Raw genomic sequence first — 19,337 nt, 5'->3', positions numbered from 1 at the left:
TGGGCATGGGGCCGACGACGGACGAGGCAGCGGCTGGGCATGTGACCGACCACGGCGGCGGCGTCCGCTCCCTGCGCGTCCCCATCCCGGACAACCCGCTCGGCCACACCCTGGTCCACCTCCTCGACACCGACCGCGGGCCGGTCCTCGTCGACACCGGCTGGGACGACCCGACCGCCTGGGACACCCTCTCCGCGGGGCTGGCCGCCTGCGGCACCTCGCCCGCAGAGATCCACGGCGTCGTCGTCACCCACCATCACCCCGACCACCACGGCCTGTCCGGCCGCGTCCGCGAGGCGTCCGGGGCGTGGATCGCGATGCACGCCGCCGACGCCACCGTCGTGCGCCGCACCCGCGAGGCCGAACCGGGGCTGTGGCTCGACTACCTCACCGGCAAACTCACCCGCGCCGGGGCGCCCGAGGCGCACATCGCCCCGCTGAGAGCCGCGCGCGCCGCGGGCGGCGGGGGCGCACTGCCCGGCCTGCGCCCCGCACTGCCCGACCGGGAGATCGTCCCGGGCGAACTGCTCGACCTGGCCGGTCGCAGGCTCCGGGCCGTGTGGACGCCGGGCCACACCCCCGGCCATGTCTGCCTCCATCTCGAGGAGACCCACCCGGCGGGCCGCCCCGGTAACGGCCGTCTCTTCTCCGGCGACCACCTGCTGCCCGGCATCACCCCCCACATCGGCCTCTACGAGGACCCCGACGACGCCACCGTCACCGACCCCCTCGGCGACTACCTCGACTCCCTGGAGCGAGTCGGCCGTCTGGCCCCCGCCGAAGTGCTCCCCGCCCACCAGCACGCCTTCACCGGCGCCCAGGACCGGGTACGGGAACTGCTCGCCCACCACGAACAGCGGCTCACCGGACTGCTGGCGCTGCTGGTCCGGCCGCTCACGCCGTGGCAGGTCGCCGAGCGGATGGAGTGGAACAGGCCCTGGGAGCAGATCCCGTACGGCTCCCGCAACATCGCCGTCTCCGAGGCCGAGGCCCATCTGCGGCGGCTGGTGAAGCTCGGCCGCGCGGAGACCGCGACGGGCGGGGAGCCGGTCCGGTACGTGGCGGTGTGACGGACGCGGAGGCCGGCCCGTACGCGGCCGTGAGCCGGTCCACGCACGCGGCGGTGTGACGGGCGCCCCACGTCCGGGTGGGCGACCGGCCGGTAGAGTGTCGCCGTCGTCATCATTACCCGTACGGGGGGAAGCCGGTGGAAATCCGGCGCTGACCCGCAACCGTGAGCCGCCTCCGTGGTGGCAAGTCGGAATGCCCCGTACGAGGTCGTGACCGGCTCGTGTCACCGGCAGCCCGCCGGTGACCGGCACCGTCGAGGCATACGGAGCCGGAGCCCAGGTGCCTGAGCGTGCCCGTGCCCGGATCCCGCCGGGAGTACCGCAGGAGAGGCACCGCCCGCCATGACCACCGTTCGCCGCGGCGCAGCCGCGCTCGTCGTCTCCGCCGTGCTCGGCCTGTCCGCCGCACCCGCCGCCTTCGCGGCCCCCTCCGCCCCCTCCCCCACGCCGTCCGTGGAACTGCCCGCCGGTCTCTACGGCAAGGGCGACCCGACCTATGACGGCGTGTGGCGGCAGTCGCTGGCCCTCCTCGCCCAGGACACGGCCGGAGTGAAGCCGGCGGACGCGGCGGTCGCCTTCCTGACCGGGCAGCAGTGCGCGGGCGGCGGCTTCCCCTCGTACCGCGCCGACACCGCGAAGGACTGCGACGCGAAGCTGCCCCTCGACACCAACGCCGGCGCCGCCGCCGTGCAGGCGCTCGCCGCGCTCGGCGGGCAGGACGCCGTGGTCGACAAGACCGTCGGCTGGCTGAAGTCCGTGCAGAACGAGGACGGCGGCTGGGGCTACAACCCCGGCGGCGCGAGCGACGCCAACTCGACGTCCGTCGTCATCGGCGCGCTCGCCGCGGCCGGCGAGCAGCCGGCGGCCGCCAGGTCCAAGGGGGGCAAGACCCCCTACGACGCGCTGCTGACGTTCGCGAAGCCCTGCGGCGGCCAGGACGGCGGCGCCTTCGTCTACCAGGTCGCGTCCCCCGGCATCGTCGCCGACTCCACCGCGGCGGCCGTGATCGCCGCGCACGGCAAGGGCCTGGCGGCGACCGGCGGCGGCACGAAGGACGCCAAGGGAACGGCCTGCGAGAAGGCCACCGACCTCGAGGGCGCGGCGCACAACGGCGCGGCGTACCTCGCGAACGGGCTGGCCGAGAAGGGCCACTTCGACACTCCCCCGATGCCCGGCGCCGAGGACTCCGCGCCCGCGCCGGACTTCGGCAACACCGCCGACGCGATCGTCGCCCTCTCCACGCAGGGACTGGCCGAGCAGGCGAAGAAGCCGCTGTCGTGGCTCCAGCAGAACTCGGCGGCCTGGGCGGAGCAGAACGGCCCCGCCGCCTACGCCCAGCTGATCTTCGCCGCACGCGCGGCCGGCGCCGACCCGAGGTCCTTCGGCGGCCAGGACCTGGTCGCGGCACTGAACGCGACCGGTCCCGCCCCGCAGGCGGCCGCCTCGCCGTCCGCCTCCGCCAAGAGCGAGAAGGACTCCGGCGACTCCTCCGACTCGTCCTCCTCCACGTGGTGGATCGTGGGCGTGTTCTTCGTCGCGGCCGTCGGTGTCGGCTTCCTCTTCAGCGGCCGCAGGAAGAACCAGAGCTGATGCGCGCCCGCCTCCTCTCCCTTCTCGGCCTCTGCGCCCTGCTCCTGGTGGCCGTCGCGGCTCCCGCGCAGGCCGCGGGCTACCGGTACTGGTCGTTCTGGAAGAGCAGCGGCGGCGAGTGGACGTACGCCACGGAGGGCCCGGCCACCGCCCGCCCGGCCGACGGGTCCGTGCACGGTTTCCGGTTCTCCGTCAGCGAGGACAGCGGGGACGCGGCGACACCGCGCACGGCACCCGACTTCGCCACGATCTGCGCGGGAACGCCCGCGAAGGACGGCACGAAGCGGATCGCCCTCGTCATCGACTTCGGCACGGCGCCGGACGCCCCGCAGGGCGAGACGCCGCCCGCGCGGCGCACGGCGTGCGCGCGGGTCGCACCGGCGGCGACGACGGCGGAGGCGCTGGCGCAGGTGGCGAAGCCGCTGCGCTACAACAGCGAGGCGCTGCTGTGCGGGATCGCGGGCTACCCCGCCTCGAGCTGCGGCGACCAGGCTCTGCCGGCCGACCTACCGACCCCGGGCACGGGCTCGCGGTCGGCCGTGGTCACGACGAAGGAACCGGCGGGCGGCGACGGTCCCTCGGTCGGCGTGTACACGGGCATCGCGGCGGTCCTGACCCTGGCCGGAGCGGCGGCGTGGCGCTCCCGCCGCACCCCCCGATGACCTCTCCCTCCGACCGGCCTCTTCCGCCCCTGGGGGCGGCTGCTCCCTCGTCCGGCACGGACCCAGGCGGGTCCTCGGGGCAGGCTCCCGCACCGCACGCCGACGCGGACAACCGGACACATACAGCCCCGCCGCCGATCGAGGCGCGGGGTGGGGAGCAGCGCCCCCGTCCACAACACGAGCCCGCCACACCCACCGACCCGGCCCACCCAGCCCCGCCGCCGCTCGATGCGCGCGGCCCGGGGCAGCGCCGTGGCACACCGCACGAGGCCGTCGCACGTCTCGGGCGTGGCCAGGGAGCAACCCCCGACCGGCCCGCACCGCACAGGGACGCCGCGCCGACCGCGCACGGCCACGGAACGCACCCCCTGCTCAACGCGCTCAACGCGCTCCGCGCGCCGGCCGTGAGCCGGAGCAACGCACTGCACGCCGGCGCCTGGTGGCTGTGGGCCCTCGGGCTGGCCGTCGCCGCCTCGCGGACCACGAACCCCCTCCTCCTCGGGCTGCTCGTCGGCGTCGCCGGTTACGTCGTGGCCGCCCGCCGCACCGACGCGCCATGGGCCCGCTCCTACGGCGCCTTCGTCAAGCTCGGACTGCTCGTCATCGGCATACGCGTCGCGTTCTCCGTCGCCCTCGGATCGCCCATCGCCGGTACGCACGTACTGTTCACGCTGCCCGAGGTGCCGATGCCCGGCTGGGCGGACGGCGTGCGGATCGGCGGGCGGGTGTTCGCCGAGCAGATCGTGTTCGCGCTGTACGACGGCGCGAAGCTGGCGACCCTGCTCATCTGCGTCGGCGCGGCGAACGCGCTCGCCAACCCCGCCCGGCTCCTCAAGTCGCTGCCGGGCGCGCTGTACGAGGCCGGTGTCGCGGTGGTCGTCGCGATGACGTTCGCGCCGAACATGGTCGCGGACGTCCTCAGGCTGCGCACGGCCCGCCGGCTCCGGGGCCGCCCGACCGGCGGGGTGCGGGCCGTGGCCCAGATCGGACTGCCGGTCCTGGAGGGCGCGTTGGAGCGGTCGGTCGCGGTCGCCGCGTCCATGGACGCCCGCGGGTACGGCCGCACCGCCCAGGTGCCGCCCGCCGTGCGGCACACCACGACCGCTCTCACCCTCGGGGGGCTGCTCGGGGTGTGCGCGGGCTCGTACGGGCTGCTCGCAGCGGAGGGCGCGCGCTTCGGCGTGCCGCTGCTCGTCGCCGGGCTCGCGGCGGCGGCCGGTGGCCTGTGGCTCGGCGGCCGGCGTTCGGTCCGCAGCCGCTACCGCCCGGACCGGTGGGGCGTGCGGTCCTGGCTGGTGGCCGGTTCCGGCGCGGCCGTCGCCGCCCTGATGGTCCGGGCGGCGACCGTACCGGGGAGCGAGGCGCTGCACCCGGGCGTCGTACCGCTGACGGCGCCGGAACTGCCGTTGTGGCCGGCGCTGTCCGTCCTGATCGGTCTGCTGCCGGCGTTCGTCGCGCCGGTCCCCGTAGGAGCCAAGGAGTCGACCCGGTGATCCGCTTCGAGAACGTCACGGTGACGTACGAGGGCGCTGCCGCGCCGACGCTCGAGAACATCGACCTCACCGTTCCGGAAGGTGAACTGGTCCTGCTCGTCGGCCCGTCCGGCGTGGGCAAGTCGACCCTGCTCGGCGCGGTGTCCGGGCTCGTCCCGCACTTCACGGGCGGGACGCTGCGCGGCCGGGTCACGGTCTGTGGCCGCGACACCCGCACGCACAAGCCGCGCGAACTCGCCGACGTGGTCGGCACGGTGGGTCAGGACCCGCTCGCGCACTTCGTCACCGACACGGTCGAGGACGAACTCGCGTACGGCATGGAGTCGCTGGGGCTCGCGCCCGCGGTGATGAGGCGCCGGGTCGAGGAGACGCTCGACCTGCTGGGTCTGGTGGAGCTGCGCGACCGGCCCATCGCGACGCTGTCCGGCGGGCAGCAGCAGCGTGTCGCGATCGGCTCGGTGCTGACCACGCACCCGAAGGTCCTCGTGCTCGACGAGCCGACGTCGGCGCTGGACCCGGCGGCGGCGGAAGAGGTCCTCGCGGTGCTGCAACGCCTCGTCCACGACCTGGGCACGACGGTGCTGATGGCGGAGCACCGCCTGGAGCGGGTGGTCCAGTACGCGGACCGGGTGGTGCTCCTGCCCGCGCCCGGGGCCGCGCCCGTCGTCGGCGATCCGGCCACGGTGATGGCCGACTCGCCGGTCCACCCGCCGGTGGTGACGCTGGCGCGCCTGGCGGGCTGGTCCCCCGTCCCCCTGTCGATACGCGACGCCCGCCGCCGGGCGGGTGCGCTGCGCGAACGCCTGGCGGGCACGGGGGCAATGCCCCCGCGCCCTGACGCCTCCGGTTCCCCCTACGGCCCGGCGGCCGTAGGTGGGGGTACCTCCCACGCCGCCAGGCGCAGGGGGAGTGCCCCCAGCGAGGCCGGGGTTGTCGGCGGAGCTGGTTCCGCGGAGCGAATGCCGGCCGGCCCGGCGATCGAGGGCACGGCCGAAGGCCGTACGGGGTCCGGGGCTTGCCCCGGTTCCCGTAAGGGGCGGGGTGGGGAACAGGCCCCGCGCGGCGGCGGCCCTACCCGCCACCGCCCCACCCGGCGCCTCCTCGCCCGCCTCCTCCGCACCGCACCCCCCGCGGAGCCGGCCGCCGGCTCCCCCACCCACCTCGTCGCCACCACCACCGGCCTCGCCGTCCGCCGCGCCCGTGTCGAGGCGCTGCGGCGGGTCGACCTGGCCATCGCCCCCGGCGAGACCGTCGCCCTGATGGGCCGCAACGGCGCCGGCAAGTCGACACTCCTGAACGCCCTCGTCGGCATGATCGAGCCGACGGCCGGGACGGTCACGGTCGGCGGCCGTACCCCCCACCGCACGCCCCCGCGCGAACTGATCCGGCAGGTCGGCCTCGTACCGCAGGAGCCCCGCGACCTGCTCTACGCCGACACGGTGGCCGCGGAATGCGCCGCCGCCGACTCGGACGCGGAGGCCGCGCCCGGTACGTGCCGTGCGCTGGTCACCGAGCTGCTGCCGGGCGTGCCCGACGCGACGCATCCCCGGGACCTGTCCGAGGGGCAGCGCCTGGCGCTCGCGCTGGCGATCGTGCTCACCGGCCGCCCTCCGCTGCTGCTCCTCGACGAGCCGACCCGTGGGCTGGACTACGCCGCGAAGGCGCGGCTGGTGGCCGTGCTGAAAGGGCTCGCCGGGGCCGGGCACGCGATCGTCCTGGCGACCCATGACGTGGAGCTGGCCGCCGAACTGGCGCACCGGGTGGTGATCCTGGCGGGCGGCGAGGTGGTCGCGGACGGGCCGACGGCCGACGTCGTGGTCTCCTCGCCCGCCTTCGCGCCGCAGGTGGCCAAGATCCTTGCGCCGCAGCCGTGGCTGACCGTCTCCCAGGTCGAGGCGGCCCTGGAGGCGGCCCCGTGAGCAGCCCTGCCCCGCCCACGCCCCGGGTCACCCGTCCCGTCCGACTCGGGCCCCGCTCGATCGCCGCGCTCGTCCTGATCAGCGCGATCGGCGTGGTCTTCTTCGGCTGGCCGCTGCTCGCCGGCGGGAGCTCGGGGCTCGCGGCCCACTCCGGCGACGCGCCGTGGCTGTTCGGCGCGCTGCTCCCGCTCCTCGTCGCCGTCGTCGTCGCGACGATCGCCGACAGTGGCATGGACGCGAAGGCCGTGGCGATGCTCGGCGTGCTGGCCGCGGTCGGGGCGGCGCTGAGACCGCTCGGCGCGGGGACGGCGGGGCTGGAGCCCATGTTCTTCCTGATGGTGCTGAGCGGCAGGGTCCTCGGCCCCGGTTTCGGGTTCGTGCTCGGCGCCGTCACCATGTTCGCGTCGGCGCTGCTGACGGGCGGGGTGGGACCGTGGATGCCGTTCCAGATGCTCTCCATGGGCTGGTTCACCATGGGCGCGGGCCTGCTGCCGGGCGCGGAGCGGCTGCGCGGGCGGGCGGAGCTGCTGATGCTCGCCGTGTACGGGGCGCTCGCGGCGTTCGCGTACGGCACGGTCATGAACCTGTACGGCTGGACGATCATCAGCGGGCTGTCGTCCGGGATCTCGTTCCACCCCGGTGCTCCGGTGCACGAGAACCTGGTCCGCTTCCTCGCGTACTGCGCCGCCACGTCCCTGGGCTGGGACCTGGGCCGTGCGGTGCTCACGGTGGTGCTGACGTTCACCCTCGGCGCGACGCTGCTCAAGGCGCTGCGGCGCGCGACGCGGCGGGCCGCGTTCGAGGCGCCGGCCACGTTCGAGGCGCCCGGCGGCGGGCCGCGTCCATGACGACGGCCGGCGCGGCCCGGCCCCGGTGACCCAGCGCCGCGACCCGCGGCCCGGCAGCCCCGTGGCCCACGACCGCCGAGCGGCCCGCCCCGCGACCGCCGTCGAGCGCCCTCAGATCCGCTGGATGATCGTGCCCGTCGCCTGCGCGCCGCCCGCGCACATCGCGATCAGGGCGAACTCCTTGTCCTGGCGCTCCAGTTCGTGGAGCGCCGTGGTGACGAGCCGGGCGCCCGTCGCGCCGACCGGGTGGCCGAGCGCTATGCCGCCGCCGTTGACGTTGACCTTGTCGAGATCCTGGTCGAAGACCTGGGCCCAGCTGAGCACGACGGACGCGAACGCCTCGTTGATCTCGACGACGTCGATGTCCTTGAGCGACATGCCCGCCCTGCCCAGTACCGCCCGCGTCGCGTCGATCGGGCCGTCGAGGTGGTAGTGCGGGTCGGCGCCGACGAGGGCCTGCGCGACGATACGGGCCCGTGGCTTCAGCTTGAGCGCCCGTGCCATGCGCTTGGACGCCCACATGAGGGCGGCCGCGCCGTCGGAGATCTGTGACGAGTTCCCGGCCGTGTGCACGGCGGTCGGCATGACCGGTTTCAGACCCGCCAGCGCCTCCGCCGACGTGTCGCGCAGTCCTTCGTCCCGGTCGACCAGTCGCCACATCCCCTGCCCCGCCGCCTGTTCCTCCTCCGTGGTCGGCACCTGCACGGCGTACGTCTCGCGTTTGAAGCGCTCCTCGCTCCAGGCGACCGCCGCCCGTTGCTGCGACAGCAGTCCGAGGCGGTCCACGTCCTCCCGACTCAGCCCGCGGCGGCGGGCGATGCGCTCCGCGGCCTCGAACTGGTTGGGGAGGTCGACGTTCCACTCGTCGGGGAAGGGTTTGCCCGGCCCGTGCTTGGAGCCGCTGCCGAGCGGCACCCGCGACATCGCTTCGACGCCGCAGCTGATGCCGATGTCGATGACCCCGGCCGAGATCATGTTGGCGACCATGTGGCCCGCCTGCTGCGAAGAGCCGCACTGGCAGTCGACGGTGGTGGCCGCCGTCTCGTAGGGCAGGCCGACGGTGAGCCAGGCCGTGCGCGCGGGGTTCATGGACTGCTCGCCGGCGTGGGTGACGGTGCCGCCGACGATCTGCTCGACGCAGTCCGCGGGGATGCCGGTGCGCGCGAGGAGTTCACGGTAGGTCTCGCCCAGCAGGTAGGCGGGATGGAGGTTGGCGAGGAGTCCTCCCCGCTTGCCGATGGGGGTGCGTACGGCTTCGACGATGACGGGTTCCGCGGCCATGAGCTCGTCCTCTCCTCGCGGCCGTCCGGGCGTCCCGGCGCCCTTCAGGGCCGAACTCTCGAAACACGGTGAACCGGCGAACACGGCTAACTGGTACGCGTTCTAGTTCTTCAAGAAGTCTTATGAGTGCTACCGCCGGTACGCAAGGGTCTTGCACGCCTCTTACTGCACCCCGCGCAGGCAACAGTTCCGACCGTGAGACTTGCTACTTGTAGAACTCGTTACTACCTTTCGGCCACTTCCTGATGGCCCATCAGACCGTCAGACCGCGACCCGAAGCGAAGCGGGAGCTGCCGATGTCCTGCCCCCACCTGCCCCCAGGGTTCGACTTCACCGACCCCGACCTCCTCCAGGCCCGCGTCCCCCACCCCGAGTTCGCCGAGATGCGGCGCACCGCGCCCGTCTGGTGGTGCGAACAGCCCGCCGGTATCTCCGGCTTCGACGACGAGGGCTACTGGGTCGTCACCCGGCACGCGGACGTCCGGCACGTCTCCACGCACCCGGAGCTCTTCTCCTCCTGGACCAACACGGCCGTCATCCGCTTCAACGAGTCCATCAGCCGCGACCAGATCGAGGTCCAGAAGCTGATCATGCTCAACATGGACCCGCCCGAGCACACGCGGGTCCGCCAGATCGTCCAGCGCGGCTTCACCCCGCGCGCCGTGCGCTCGCTCGAGGCCGCGCTGCGCCGCCGGGCGCGCTCGATCGTCGAGACGGCGCGGAGCGGCGCGAGGCCGGACGGCAGCTTCGACTTCGTCACGAACATCGCCGTGGAACTCCCCCTCCAGGCGATCGCCGAACTCATCGGCGTCCCTCAGGAGGACCGGTCCAAGATCTTCGACTGGTCCAACAAGATGGCCGCGTACGACGACCCCGAGTACGCCATCACCGAGGAGGTCGGCACGGAGGCGGCGATGGAGATCGTCTCGTACGCGATGAACCTCGCGGCCGCGCGGAAGGAGTGCCCGGCCGGTGACATCGTCAGCCGGCTCGTCGCGGCGGAGGACGAAGGCAACCTGTCGTCCGACGAGTTCGGCTTCTTCGTCATCCTGCTGGCGGTGGCCGGGAACGAGACCACCCGCAACGCGATCAGTCACGGCATGCACGCCTTCCTCACCCACCCCGAACAGTGGGAGCTCTACAAGCGGCTGCGCCCCGACACGACGGCGGAGGAGATCGTGCGCTGGGCGACACCCGTGGTCTCCTTCCAGCGCACCGCGACCCAGGACGTCGTCCTGGGCGGCGCCCGCATCAAGAAGGGCGACCGCGTCGGCCTCTTCTACTCCTCCGCCAACAACGACCCCACGGTCTTCGACCACCCGGAACGCTTCGACATCACCCGCGACCCCAACCCCCACCTGGGCTTCGGCGGCGGCGGCCCGCACTTCTGCCTCGGCAAGTCGCTGGCGGTCATGGAGATCAACCTGATCTTCGACGCGATAGCCGACGCCCTCCCCGACCTCCGCCTCGCGGGCGACCCCCGCCGGCTGCGCTCGGCGTGGCTGAACGGCATCAAGGAACTGCGGGTGACCACTGGTTGAGCGCGCCCGTCGGCCCGCAGCGCAGGCTCCCCCGCCCCCGCTACCCCCGCGGGGCCAGCACGGCCACCGCGTACGCCGCGGCCTCGGCTATGAGGGCCTGGTCGTAGGCGGCGTCCTCGGTGGCCTTGCTGGACATGATCGAGATGACGATCGGCGCGGACCCCGGGGGCCACACCACGGCGATGTCGTTGAGCGTGCCGTAGGAACCCGTGCCGGTCTTGTCCGCCACCGCCCAGCCCTTCGGCACGCCCGCCCGGACCCGCGCCGCGCCGGCGCCGGTCGCGTTGCGCTCCAGCAGGTCGCGCAGGAAGGCGCGTTTCTCAGGCGGCAGGGCGTCCCCCAGCACGATCTCCCGGTAGTCGGAGCCGAACGCCCGGGGTGACGTGGTGTCGCGGGGGTCGCCCGGGGTGGCCTCCGTGATCAGAGGCTCGATCCGGTCCATGCGGGTGACCGTGTCACCGAGGCCGCGCACGTACGCCGTCAGCTCGGCCGGACCGCCGAGGTCACGGAGCAGCAGGTTGCCGGCGGTGCCGTCGCTGTGGCGGACCGCCGCGTCGCAGAGCCCGCGGATCGTCATGCCGGTGGAGACGTGGCGCGGCGTGATGGACGCGTTCTTCAGCAGATCCGCCTCGGTGTACCTGACGAGCGTGTCCAGGTGCGACAGCGGGTTCCTGTCCAGCACCGCGGCCGCCGCGAGGCCCTTGAACGTGGAGCAGAACGCGAACCGTTCGTCGGCCCGGTGGGCGATGACCTTGCCGCTGCCGGTGGCGAGGGCGTACATGCCCAGACGGGCGTCGTACTTCCGCTCCAGCTCGACCAGCCGGTCGTGCCGGTCGGCCGGCGGAGAGGAGGCGACGGAGGAGGACGGGGTCCCCGTCGGTGATGGGGAGACCGGCTTGTTCGTGGCGCACCCGGCCAGCGGTAACAGCGCCGCCGCGCCGAGGAGGGCGCGGCGTGTGACGGCCGGTCCCGACGACGTCATGACGCCCGGAGGTCCCCCCTGGCCGCCGCCGCGACGAACGCGGCGAACGCGGGGCGCGTGAGGTGGAGTGCGGGGCGGCGGACGTCCTTGGAGTCCCGCACGGCGACACCGTGGGGCACGTCGGCGCACTCGACGCAGTCGCCGCCCTGGTCGCCGCTGTAGCTCGACTTGCGCCAGGCGGCGCCGCCGAGAGGGGCACACTCGACGCATGAGCCGCCCTGGTCGCCGCTGTAGGTGGACTTACGCCACTCCGTCGTGCTCCCCATAGCGCTCCTCCATGATGTCCCGGATCAGCTGCGCCGAGTCCTTGATGGAGAGGGCTGCGGCTTGCAGGTGATCGTAACGGAGCGAACAGTCCTTGACCGTGTCCGGGTTGGCCGTGGGATGGCCGGTCCCATAGCCCTCGGTGTAAAGGATGGACGGATCGCTCGTGAAGTGGAACAGGTCGAATGAGCCTTCCAGTCCGGCATGGACACCGGCCTTGAACGGCAACACCTGGATGTTCACTCGCGGGTCGTCCGTGTAGGACAACAGGTGCCGCAGTTGCGTCCGCATCACCTCCGGGCCGCCGATCTCCTGTCGAAGCGCGGCCTCGCCGAAGATTGCCCACAGGACAGGCGACGCCTGCTTCCCAAAGATGCTCTGACGCGCAAGACGAACCGTCGTGCGGTCGTCCAGGTTGGCCACCTCCATCGCACCCAGTACCGCACGGGCGTAACCCCTCGTCTGCAGCAGTCCGTGCACCAAGTGCGTGTGAAAGGTGCAGATCTCCGTGGCCCGCGCCTCCAGCTCCGCGACCTGCTGGAACCAGGCCGGAAGTTGGCTGCGCAGGACCAGACCCAGCAGCCGCGACAGCAGCCCGCCGGTGCCCAGCGCCGCGTCGACGCGCTCGCTGAACTCCGCCGTCGGCAGCTTCCGCGCCGTCTCGACCTGCCCCACCAGCGAGCCCGTGTAGTTCACGATCGCGCCGAGCTGCTTCTGCGTCAGGCCCGCCGTCTCGCGGTGTCTGCGCAGCTCGTAGCCGTAGTAGTCGAGCGGTGACGCGCCCGGGTCGAGGGCGTTGATGTGGCGGACGTCGGACATGGCGGGGCCCCTCGCTCAACTGCCGCAACGGCACGGCACGTTGCGTACGTTCGGTAGCCGAGCGTAGTCACCGCAGGCCACGCTCGCAGTGTGAACGAAGAGATTCCCCAGTACGGTATGCGCTTCACCGCAGGCGCCCACTCCGCCAGGCACATCCGGCGGATCGTCCGTTGCTATCTGATCCTCTGGAAGCTGCGGGAGCTGACCGAATCCGTCGAGCTGGCGGTGACCGAGCTGTTGGCCAATGTAGTGCGCCATGTTCCGGGCGGGCGCTGTGGGTTGCTGATCCTGCGGCATCCGCAGGGCGTGCGGGTGGAAGTGTCGGACGGGTGCGCGCAGTTGCCCGTGCCTCAGCGGGCCGGGGCGGAGGACGAGTCCGGGCGGGGGCTCGCACTGCTGGAGGCCGTCGTCGACAAATGGGGCGTCGACAGCCGGGGCGGAACCGGCAAGACGGTCTGGTTCGAGGTCGCCCAAGTGGCGGAACGCGCCGACCTGGCGGACGATGACTGAACGCGGCGATCCACACCCCGGGGGTACGGGCCGAGGCCCGTACCCCCCGGGGTTCACACACGCGCGGCGGCCGTCTCCTTGTCGTCGGCGTCGTGGGCCGACCTCGCCGACGGCACGGACCTCGCCGGGATCAGCAGCTTCCTGCGGCCCGCCAGTACGTACGTCAGGCCGAAGCCCGCTCCGACGACCGCCGCGCCGCCCACGGCGTCGAGGACCCAGTGGTTGGCGGTGGCGACGATCGCGCAGACCGTGAACAGCGGGTGCAGCAACGCCAGCAGCTTCATCCACAGCTTGGGCGCGAGGACCAGCACGACCAGTCCGCACCACAGCGACCAGCCGAAGTGCAGGGACGGCATCGCCGCGTACTGGTTGGTGACGGCGGTCATCGCCCCGTAGTCCGGGTTGGCGAGGTCCTGCGGGCCGTGGACGGTGTCGATGAAGCCCATGCCGGGCATCAGACGCGGCGGGGCCAGCGGGTAGAGCCAGAAGCCGAGGAGCGCGAGCACCGTCGCGAAGGCGAGCGAGGCGCGGGCCCAGCGGTAGTCGGAGGGCCTGCGGACGTAGAGGACGCCGAGGATCGACAGCGGGACCACGAAGTGGAACGACGTGTAATAGAAGTTGAAGAAGGCTTCCAGCCACTCGGTGCGCACCACCGCCTGGTTGACCCAGTGCTCGATGTCGATGCCGAGCGCGCCCTCCACGGAGTGGATCTGCCGGGCGTGTTCCTCCGCAGCGCCCACGCTGCCGGTCGCGGCGGCGCGGATGTGCGAGTAGACCGAGTAGCCGACCCGGATGACGAGCAGTTCGAGCAGCAGGTTCGGGCGGCTGAGCACCCGCCGCCAGAACGGCAGCAGCGGTACGCGGGCCCAGCGCGCCGGGGCCGGTGCGGCGTACTGGGTGGGGACGGGGCGGCGGAAGTACGGCGAGTCGAGCTTGAGGAACGGCACGGCGCACGCGGCGGCCAGTGCGGCGACGAGGAGGACGTTGTCGCGCACCGGGTGGAGCACCGTGAGGTTGGGCAGCAGCATCTTGCCCGGCAGCGTGATCGCGAGGACGACGAGCACGGGCCACAGCATCCGGTCGGAGGCCCGCCGGCCGACCCGGCCCACGACGGCGAGCAGCACCCACAGGAGCTGGTGCTGCCAGGCGGTCGGTGAGACGGCGACGGCGACGCAGCCGGTGAGGGCGACGGCGAGCAGCAGCTGGCCGTCCTGGGCGTAGCGGACGGCGCGCCGCAGACCGAAGAACACGACCGCCGCCGCGAGGAGCGAAAAGACGGCGATCTCCAGCGGGCCCTCGAGGCCGAAGCGGAGCAGCGCGCCGTGCAGGGACTGGTTGGCGAGGCTGTCGGGGCTCTCGCCGAGACCGGCGCCCGCGACGTGGTGCACCCAGTACGCCCACGAGTCGCCGGGCATCGCGGCCCAGGCGAGGGCGGACAGGGCGGCGAAGGAGCCGGCCGCGGTGACCGCGGCGCGGCGGCGGCCGGTGAACCAGAGCAGGGGTGCGAAGAGCAGGACGGTCGGCTGGAGGGCTGCGCCGATGCCGATGAGCAGACCCGCGGGTCTCTCGCTGCGCACGGCGAGGCAGCCGAGGAGGACGAGCAGCACGGGGATGATGCTGGTCTGGCCGAGGTGGAAGCTGTTGCGTACCGGCAGCGACAGCATCAGCAGGCTGATGGCGACCGGCGCGGCCAGCAGGGTGCTGCGGCGGGAGACGGGGATCGGCAGGGCGCGGGCCGCGACCAGACCGAGGGCGACCACGAGCAGCAGCGTGCCGAACGTCCAGGCGACGCCGAGGCTCTGCTCCGCCGATCTGGCGAGCGGCTTGAGCACCAGCCCGGCGAACGGGGTGCCGGTGAACCGGCCCTCGTCGTAGAGGGAGCCGGGCACGTGCAGTACGCCGTTCTCGCCGATCCACGTCCCCAGGTCGGTGAGCCGCTCACCGGGCGGGCTGGTCAGGACGGCCGCTGTCTGCCGTACGGCGAGCACTGCCGCGAAGAGCCACAGCGCGGCCCTGGCCGCGCCGATTCTCGAATCCGCCGTCGCACTCCCGCGCACGCTGTGTTCCGCGTTCGCCACGTCGCGCCGAGCCTCCCCACCGTTTTTGTCGTTCTGTTGTGTGCTGTTCTGGTGTCCACAGAGCGTCCGTAGAGCGTCGCACTGCCCCGTGAGGAAGACCCACGCAACCCCCTGTTCGCCTGTCTGTCACCCCGTTATGGCCGAATTCCTCTCGGCCGCCGGACCGCCGGACCGTTCGCGGAACACCGCCGGACCGTTGCGGAACAGAGTCGTCCAGGCCGGAACCGATGATGTTCGCGGTGCCGTCACAGGAGGTATGCGGGGGAACATACAAGAATTCGGGGTACGCGCGCGCCTGGTCACGGTGCTGCTGGCGGTACTCGTGCTGCAGCTCGGCTCGCTGATCAGCCCGGCCTACGCCTGTGGCTGCGGCGCGATGGTGGTGGACCGGAACGCGGAGATCTCCGTCGCCCGGGAGTCGTCGGTGATCGACTGGGACGGTCGCACCGAGCAGATCGTCATGCGCTTCACGGTCGACTCCAACGCTCCGGAAGCGGCGTGGATCATGCCCGTGCCGAACCGGGCGACGGTCGAACTGGCGGACGGCGCCCTCTTCGACGAACTCGTCCGGATCGCCGCCCCCCAGCACCGTACGCGCCACTACTTCTGGCCACGCGGCGGCGACTGGCCCTTCGACGACACGGACGGCGCGGGCGCACCCGCGCCGGGCGCGGCCGCCCCCGGGGTCGGGGTCGTCGGCCGCGAACGGCTCGGCGACTTCGACGTGGCACGGCTGACCGCGACCGATCCGGACGCGCTCGGCGACTGGCTCGCCGAGAACGGCTTCGAACTGCCCGAGGGCCTAGGTCAGGATCTGGAACCGTACGTCGACGCGGGCTGGGAGTACGTGGCCGTGAAGCTCGCGCCGAGCAGTGAGGGAACGACGCTCGACGGCACGCTGGACCCGCTGCGGCTGAGCTTCGCCAGCGAGAAGCTCGTCTACCCGATGCGCCTGTCCCGGCGCGCGACGACGCCCCAGTCGCTCGGTCTGTTCGTCCTCGCGGGGCACCGCATGGAACCGCGCGACAACATCGGCGGCTCGGAACCCGAGGTGACGTACGCGGGGAAGGTCGAGCCGCGCGGCGCGGTGGGACGGCTCACCGGCGGGGAGGAACGCTTCCTCACCGCACTCGACCAGCACTTTCCCGAGCCGGGCCGGATCGACGGGGACCACGAACTGGTGGCCACCGCGCAGGACACACCCTTTCGGCGGGTGATCTGGGACGACGACCTGCTGACCGTCGCCGGCGTGCCCGTGTGGCTGCTGACGGTCGGCGGCGGTGCCGCCGTCGTCGCCGTCGCGGTGGTGTCGCTGCTGCGCGTACGGGTGAGGCGCCGTGGCACTCCCGTGCCGGGCGTGGCCTCGTGAACGTAGGTTGAACCGTATGACTCAGGATCAATGGCAGGCCGTGGACGGCTACATCAGTGATCTCCTCGTGGCGGAGGACGAGGCGCTCACCGAGGCCCTCGCGGCGAGCGCGGCGGCGGGGCTCCCCGCGATCAACGTCGCCCCCAATCAGGGCAAACTGCTGCATCTGCTGGCGCAGACGCAGGGTGCGCGCACAGCGCTGGAGATCGGCACGCTGGGCGGCTACAGCACGATCTGGCTGGCGCGGGCGCTGCCGGAGGACGGCAGGCTCATCTCGCTCGAGTACGACCCGGCCCACGCGGAGGTGGCCCGTGCGAACATCGCCCGCGCGGGCCTGGCGAAGATCGCCGAGGTCCGCACGGGCGCGGCCCTCGAAACCCTGCCGCGCATCGCGGCGGAACCGGGCGCGGGCCCGTTCGACCTGGTCTTCATCGACGCGGACAAGCGCAACAACCCCCGCTATGTGGAGTGGGCACTGCGCCTGACCCGCCCCGGCAGCCTGATCATCGTGGACAACGTGGTGCGCGGCGGGGGTGTGGTCGACGCGACGAGCGAGGACCCGTCGATCCTCGGGACGCGCGAGATGTTCGAACTGGTCGCCCGGGAGCCGAGGCTGGACGCGACGGCGCTGCAGACGGTGGGGGTGAAGGGGTACGACGGTCTGCTGGTGGCGCGGGTGATCGCGTGACGTCGGGGGCGGCGGGGGACGGCCGGGTCGGGGAGGAACCCCCCGTGCGGCAGGATGGCCGCATGAGCATCGTGAAGATCAACGTCCTCACCGTCCCCGACGAGCAGCGCGAGGTCCTCGAGAAGCGGTTCGCCTCGCGTGCCGGCGCCGTGGAGAGTTCGGACGGGTTCGAGTGGTTCGAGCTGCTGCGGCCCGTCGAGGGCACCGACCAGTACCTGGTGTACACGCGCTGGCGTGACGAGGCCTCGTTCCAGGCGTGGATGGAGGGGCCGATGAAGGCCGCCCACCAGGGCGGCGCCACGCAGGACGGTGGCGGCGAGCGTCCCAAGCCCGCCGCCACCGGGTCCACCGTGTGGTCGTTCGAGGTCGTGCAGCAGGCCGCGCCCAAGTCGCGGTCCTAGCCGGGGCGGCCCCCGGCGCCGGGGGCTAGACCCGCAGCAGCCGTTCGGTCACCTCGCGGTACGCCTGCAGGGTCCGCCGCAGTTCCTCCGTGTCGCCCGCGCCGGCGTCCGCGGAGTGCCGCAGCGTCCGGCTGTGCTCGGCGAGGGACGCGGTGATCCGGTCGACGGCGTCCTCCAGGACGCCCGCCGCCTCTTCGACGGCGTGACGCGGGGAGTCGACGAAGCCGGTCAGCGCGTCCCGCAGGCCGTGTTCGAGCCGTTCGCACTCGTCCTGGGGCAGGAGCCGGGCCGCTCGCGGCTCGGCGTCGCCCGCCCCGGGCGCGGTGAGAGGGGTGCCGGCCGGGTCGACGGCCGGCTTCAGCGGCTCCGCCACCGGCCCGGGACGCGCCCCGTGGGCCGCACCGCGCCCGGCCCGCAGGCCGGGAGCGCGAACGTCGTCCTTGCCGTCCCGCCCGACCGGCGCGGCGGGGACTCCGAGGTCTCCCGCGTCGCCGGCGGTACCGGGCGGGACGGCAGTCCTGGGGGATTCCTGATGGTTCGGGTGCGGCATCACACGCCACTCCCCCTCGGGTGCAGCAGGTGGCCGCGGCCACGGCCGTGGGACCGGTCCGCCGTGCCGCCGGGGCGGTGGCGGCCGTGGTCGACGGAGCGGTCGGCGACCAGGTCGTCGAAGAGCTCACGGGCGTGGACCATCGCCTCGCGCAGGTGTTCCGTGCTCGCCTCGGAGCCGGCGCGCGCGGCGCGGTGCACCCGGCGGTAGCCCTCGACGTGGCGGGGATGGTGGACGGAGAGCGCCGCGAGCTGCTCCTCGTAGCGGCCGGCGGCCGGGAAGCCGCGGTCGGCCGCGATCCGGCCGAGCAGCTGGTCGGCATCGGCGACGGCACCGCGCGGGTCGTCGACGAAGCGTTCCTGCACGGCGGCCCATGCGGCGTCGTACTGCGCCCGCACGCCGGGCGCGAGCGGCTGCGCCGTGAGGTCGCCGTAGCGGCGGACACGGTCGTGCAGGTCTCGGTCGGCCGCCTTGGTGTCGCCGTCGTGGCGGGCGAGGACCCGGTCGTACTCGGGTCCGAAGCGTCGGCGCAGTGCCCGCCGTCCGCCGGCGTGTCCGCCGCGGCTGCGTGCGTAGAGGGCGCCGGCGGTGATCAGAAGGACCACGATCACCGCGGCGACGATCAAAACTGTGGTCAGGGTCGACATGACTCACCTTCCGGGTCGGGACCCTTGGGCGGACGCTCGCTGTTCGCGAGCGTTCATAGGCTCCGAGTAACCGGGAATCGGTTGGCCAAACAGGGACCGCCCGCGATACAGAGGCTCCATGACCGTATGGACATTGGCCCCCGAGCCGTTCGACTCCCCCGACGCGACCGCGCTGCGACGCGCCTACTACCACGATGTGGCGAGCCGTTACTGGGGTCGGCCCGCGACGGTGGAGGAGGTCGACGAAGGGCTCACCGGCGACGGAGCCGAGCTGCTGACGCCGCCGACGGGCCGGTTCGTCGTCGGCAGGTACGGGGGCGAGGCGGCGGCCTGCGGCGGGGTGCTGATGCTGGACCAGGAACGCGCGGAGCTCACCCAGGTCTTCCTGCTGCACGACTTCCGGGGCCGCAAGGGAGCCTCGCTGCTCATGGAGACGCTGGAGCACGAGGCCCGTGCGCTCGGCGCGCGGCGGATGGTCCTCAACACCCGCCTCGACCTGGTCGAGGCCCGCGCCCTGTACGCGCGGCACGGCTACGTGGAGATACCGGCGTACTGCACCGGCCCGTACATGGACATCTGGTACGGCAAGGACCTCTGATCCGGCGCCCGTTCCGCCCCCGGGCCG

Annotated in this window: 19 protein-coding genes and 1 riboswitch; of the genes, 12 read left to right on the top strand and 7 right to left on the bottom strand. The window is 73.0% G+C overall.

All coding sequences use genetic code 11. The features are described 5' to 3' along the window. Positions 1-5 precede the first annotated feature (5 nt). The 6 genes from SPRI_RS25705 (at position 6) to SPRI_RS25680 (ending at position 7,582) form a co-directional block, all read left to right on the top strand. Positions 6-1,070 (top strand): MBL fold metallo-hydrolase, encoded by a 1,065-nt coding sequence (locus SPRI_RS25705; protein WP_078951371.1) that lies wholly within the window; start codon positions 6-8, stop codon positions 1,068-1,070. Between the two features lie 128 nt (positions 1,071-1,198). After that, positions 1,199-1,317: riboswitch (cobalamin riboswitch) on the top strand. A gap of 95 nt (positions 1,318-1,412) precedes the next feature. Next, a complete protein-coding gene (locus SPRI_RS25700) occupies positions 1,413-2,660 on the top strand; it encodes a prenyltransferase/squalene oxidase repeat-containing protein (RefSeq protein WP_053557360.1) in 1,248 nt (415 codons plus the stop codon). After that, complete coding sequence (locus SPRI_RS25695; RefSeq protein ID WP_053557359.1) at positions 2,660-3,322, top strand: SCO2322 family protein; 663 nt, start codon at positions 2,660-2,662, stop codon at positions 3,320-3,322. Before SPRI_RS25700 ends, SPRI_RS25695 begins: the two co-directional genes overlap by 1 nt. Positions 3,323-3,690: 368 nt before the next feature. Then, positions 3,691-4,815, top strand: a complete 1,125-nt coding sequence (locus SPRI_RS25690) for a cobalt ABC transporter permease (RefSeq protein WP_053557786.1) — start codon at positions 3,691-3,693, stop codon at positions 4,813-4,815. Beyond that, complete coding sequence (locus SPRI_RS25685) at positions 4,812-6,734, top strand: ABC transporter ATP-binding protein (protein WP_005318272.1); 1,923 nt, start codon at positions 4,812-4,814, stop codon at positions 6,732-6,734. Before SPRI_RS25690 ends, SPRI_RS25685 begins: the two co-directional genes overlap by 4 nt. Then, positions 6,731-7,582, top strand: a complete 852-nt coding sequence (locus tag SPRI_RS25680) for an ECF transporter S component (RefSeq protein WP_053557358.1) — start codon at positions 6,731-6,733, stop codon at positions 7,580-7,582. The genes SPRI_RS25685 and SPRI_RS25680 overlap by 4 nt, the downstream gene beginning before the upstream one ends. A gap of 111 nt (positions 7,583-7,693) precedes the next feature. On the opposite strand, the gene SPRI_RS25675 is transcribed toward SPRI_RS25680, so the two are convergent. Continuing rightward, positions 7,694-8,863: a steroid 3-ketoacyl-CoA thiolase gene (locus SPRI_RS25675; RefSeq protein WP_005318268.1), complete on the bottom strand. Its 1,170-nt coding sequence runs from the start codon at positions 8,861-8,863 to the stop codon at positions 7,694-7,696. A 296-nt stretch (positions 8,864-9,159) separates the two neighbouring features. Here SPRI_RS25675 and SPRI_RS25670 point away from each other — a divergent pair, with 296 nt between their 5' ends. Beyond that, entirely contained in the window at positions 9,160-10,404 is a 1,245-nt protein-coding gene (locus SPRI_RS25670) for a cytochrome P450 (protein WP_005318265.1), read from the top strand. Positions 10,405-10,444: 40 nt separating this feature from the next. Here the strand turns inward: SPRI_RS25670 and bla are convergent, their stop codons facing one another. Genes bla through SPRI_RS25655 form a run of 3 tightly spaced genes read right to left on the bottom strand, consistent with a single transcriptional unit; the run spans position 10,445 to position 12,469 of the window. Further along, entirely contained in the window at positions 10,445-11,386 is a 942-nt protein-coding gene (bla, locus tag SPRI_RS25665; RefSeq protein ID WP_005318263.1) for a class A beta-lactamase, read from the bottom strand. Next, positions 11,383-11,652 carry a DUF397 domain-containing protein gene (locus SPRI_RS25660; protein WP_005318261.1) on the bottom strand — a complete coding sequence of 90 codons (270 nt, stop codon included), beginning with the start codon at positions 11,650-11,652 and terminating at the stop codon, positions 11,383-11,385. Before SPRI_RS25660 ends, bla begins: the two co-directional genes overlap by 4 nt. Beyond that, positions 11,627-12,469 carry a helix-turn-helix domain-containing protein gene (locus SPRI_RS25655; RefSeq protein ID WP_053557357.1) on the bottom strand — a complete coding sequence of 281 codons (843 nt, stop codon included), beginning with the start codon at positions 12,467-12,469 and terminating at the stop codon, positions 11,627-11,629. The genes SPRI_RS25660 and SPRI_RS25655 overlap by 26 nt, the downstream gene beginning before the upstream one ends. 90 nt (positions 12,470-12,559) lie before the next feature. Here SPRI_RS25655 and SPRI_RS25650 point away from each other — a divergent pair, with 90 nt between their 5' ends. Continuing rightward, positions 12,560-12,979: an ATP-binding protein gene (locus tag SPRI_RS25650; RefSeq protein WP_005318258.1), complete on the top strand. Its 420-nt coding sequence runs from the start codon at positions 12,560-12,562 to the stop codon at positions 12,977-12,979. Positions 12,980-13,032: 53 nt separating this feature from the next. On the opposite strand, the gene SPRI_RS25645 is transcribed toward SPRI_RS25650, so the two are convergent. Then, positions 13,033-15,057: a bifunctional glycosyltransferase 87/phosphatase PAP2 family protein gene (locus SPRI_RS25645; RefSeq protein ID WP_005318256.1), complete on the bottom strand. Its 2,025-nt coding sequence runs from the start codon at positions 15,055-15,057 to the stop codon at positions 13,033-13,035. A gap of 256 nt (positions 15,058-15,313) precedes the next feature. Between SPRI_RS25645 and SPRI_RS25640 the strand changes: the two genes are divergently transcribed. From SPRI_RS25640 to SPRI_RS25630, 3 genes are all read left to right on the top strand, one after another. Continuing rightward, positions 15,314-16,426, top strand: a complete 1,113-nt coding sequence (locus SPRI_RS25640) for a DUF2330 domain-containing protein (RefSeq protein WP_050791570.1) — start codon at positions 15,314-15,316, stop codon at positions 16,424-16,426. 16 nt (positions 16,427-16,442) lie between these two features. Next, the gene (locus SPRI_RS25635; RefSeq protein WP_005318251.1) at positions 16,443-17,114 is read left to right on the top strand and encodes an O-methyltransferase; all 672 of its coding nucleotides are present in this window, start codon (positions 16,443-16,445) and stop codon (positions 17,112-17,114) included. A 62-nt stretch (positions 17,115-17,176) separates the two neighbouring features. Continuing rightward, entirely contained in the window at positions 17,177-17,515 is a 339-nt protein-coding gene (locus tag SPRI_RS25630) for an antibiotic biosynthesis monooxygenase family protein (RefSeq protein WP_053557356.1), read from the top strand. Positions 17,516-17,540: 25 nt separating this feature from the next. On the opposite strand, the gene SPRI_RS25625 is transcribed toward SPRI_RS25630, so the two are convergent. Both SPRI_RS25625 and SPRI_RS25620 read right to left on the bottom strand, forming a co-directional pair. Beyond that, complete coding sequence (locus SPRI_RS25625) at positions 17,541-18,065, bottom strand: hypothetical protein (RefSeq protein WP_053557355.1); 525 nt, start codon at positions 18,063-18,065, stop codon at positions 17,541-17,543. Beyond that, positions 18,065-18,712, bottom strand: coding sequence for a hypothetical protein (locus tag SPRI_RS25620; RefSeq protein ID WP_005318247.1), 648 nt, complete (start codon positions 18,710-18,712; stop codon positions 18,065-18,067). The genes SPRI_RS25625 and SPRI_RS25620 overlap by 1 nt, the downstream gene beginning before the upstream one ends. Before the next feature lie 118 nt (positions 18,713-18,830). Here SPRI_RS25620 and SPRI_RS25615 point away from each other — a divergent pair, with 118 nt between their 5' ends. Next, positions 18,831-19,310 (top strand): GNAT family N-acetyltransferase, encoded by a 480-nt coding sequence (locus SPRI_RS25615; protein WP_203227961.1) that lies wholly within the window; start codon positions 18,831-18,833, stop codon positions 19,308-19,310. The last annotated feature ends 27 nt before the right edge of the window (positions 19,311-19,337 follow it).

This window comes from Streptomyces pristinaespiralis, assembly GCF_001278075.1.
In the GTDB taxonomy this organism is placed as follows: domain Bacteria; phylum Actinomycetota; class Actinomycetes; order Streptomycetales; family Streptomycetaceae; genus Streptomyces; species Streptomyces pristinaespiralis.
Note: the sequence above shows the minus strand (reverse complement) of the source record. Positions and strands in the feature narration are given on the sequence as shown.

What these genes read in the sequence shown, in the direction of transcription:
- SPRI_RS25705 (WP_078951371.1), top strand. Translation starts at nt 6, where the DNA reads ATGGGGCCGACGACGGACGAGGCAGCGGCTGGGCATGTGACCGACCAC.
- SPRI_RS25700 (WP_053557360.1), top strand. Translation starts at nt 1,413, where the DNA reads ATGACCACCGTTCGCCGCGGCGCAGCCGCGCTCGTCGTCTCCGCCGTG.
- SPRI_RS25695 (WP_053557359.1), top strand. Translation starts at nt 2,660, where the DNA reads ATGCGCGCCCGCCTCCTCTCCCTTCTCGGCCTCTGCGCCCTGCTCCTG.
- SPRI_RS25675 (WP_005318268.1), bottom strand. Translation starts at nt 8,863, where the DNA reads ATGGCCGCGGAACCCGTCATCGTCGAAGCCGTACGCACCCCCATCGGC.
- SPRI_RS25670 (WP_005318265.1), top strand. Translation starts at nt 9,160, where the DNA reads ATGTCCTGCCCCCACCTGCCCCCAGGGTTCGACTTCACCGACCCCGAC.
- bla (WP_005318263.1), bottom strand. Translation starts at nt 11,386, where the DNA reads ATGACGTCGTCGGGACCGGCCGTCACACGCCGCGCCCTCCTCGGCGCG.
- SPRI_RS25660 (WP_005318261.1), bottom strand. Translation starts at nt 11,652, where the DNA reads ATGGGGAGCACGACGGAGTGGCGTAAGTCCACCTACAGCGGCGACCAG.
- SPRI_RS25655 (WP_053557357.1), bottom strand. Translation starts at nt 12,469, where the DNA reads ATGTCCGACGTCCGCCACATCAACGCCCTCGACCCGGGCGCGTCACCG.
- SPRI_RS25640 (WP_050791570.1), top strand. Translation starts at nt 15,314, where the DNA reads ATGCGGGGGAACATACAAGAATTCGGGGTACGCGCGCGCCTGGTCACG.
- SPRI_RS25635 (WP_005318251.1), top strand. Translation starts at nt 16,443, where the DNA reads ATGACTCAGGATCAATGGCAGGCCGTGGACGGCTACATCAGTGATCTC.
- SPRI_RS25630 (WP_053557356.1), top strand. Translation starts at nt 17,177, where the DNA reads ATGAGCATCGTGAAGATCAACGTCCTCACCGTCCCCGACGAGCAGCGC.
- SPRI_RS25625 (WP_053557355.1), bottom strand. Translation starts at nt 18,065, where the DNA reads ATGCCGCACCCGAACCATCAGGAATCCCCCAGGACTGCCGTCCCGCCC.
- SPRI_RS25620 (WP_005318247.1), bottom strand. Translation starts at nt 18,712, where the DNA reads ATGTCGACCCTGACCACAGTTTTGATCGTCGCCGCGGTGATCGTGGTC.
- SPRI_RS25615 (WP_203227961.1), top strand. Translation starts at nt 18,831, where the DNA reads ATGACCGTATGGACATTGGCCCCCGAGCCGTTCGACTCCCCCGACGCG.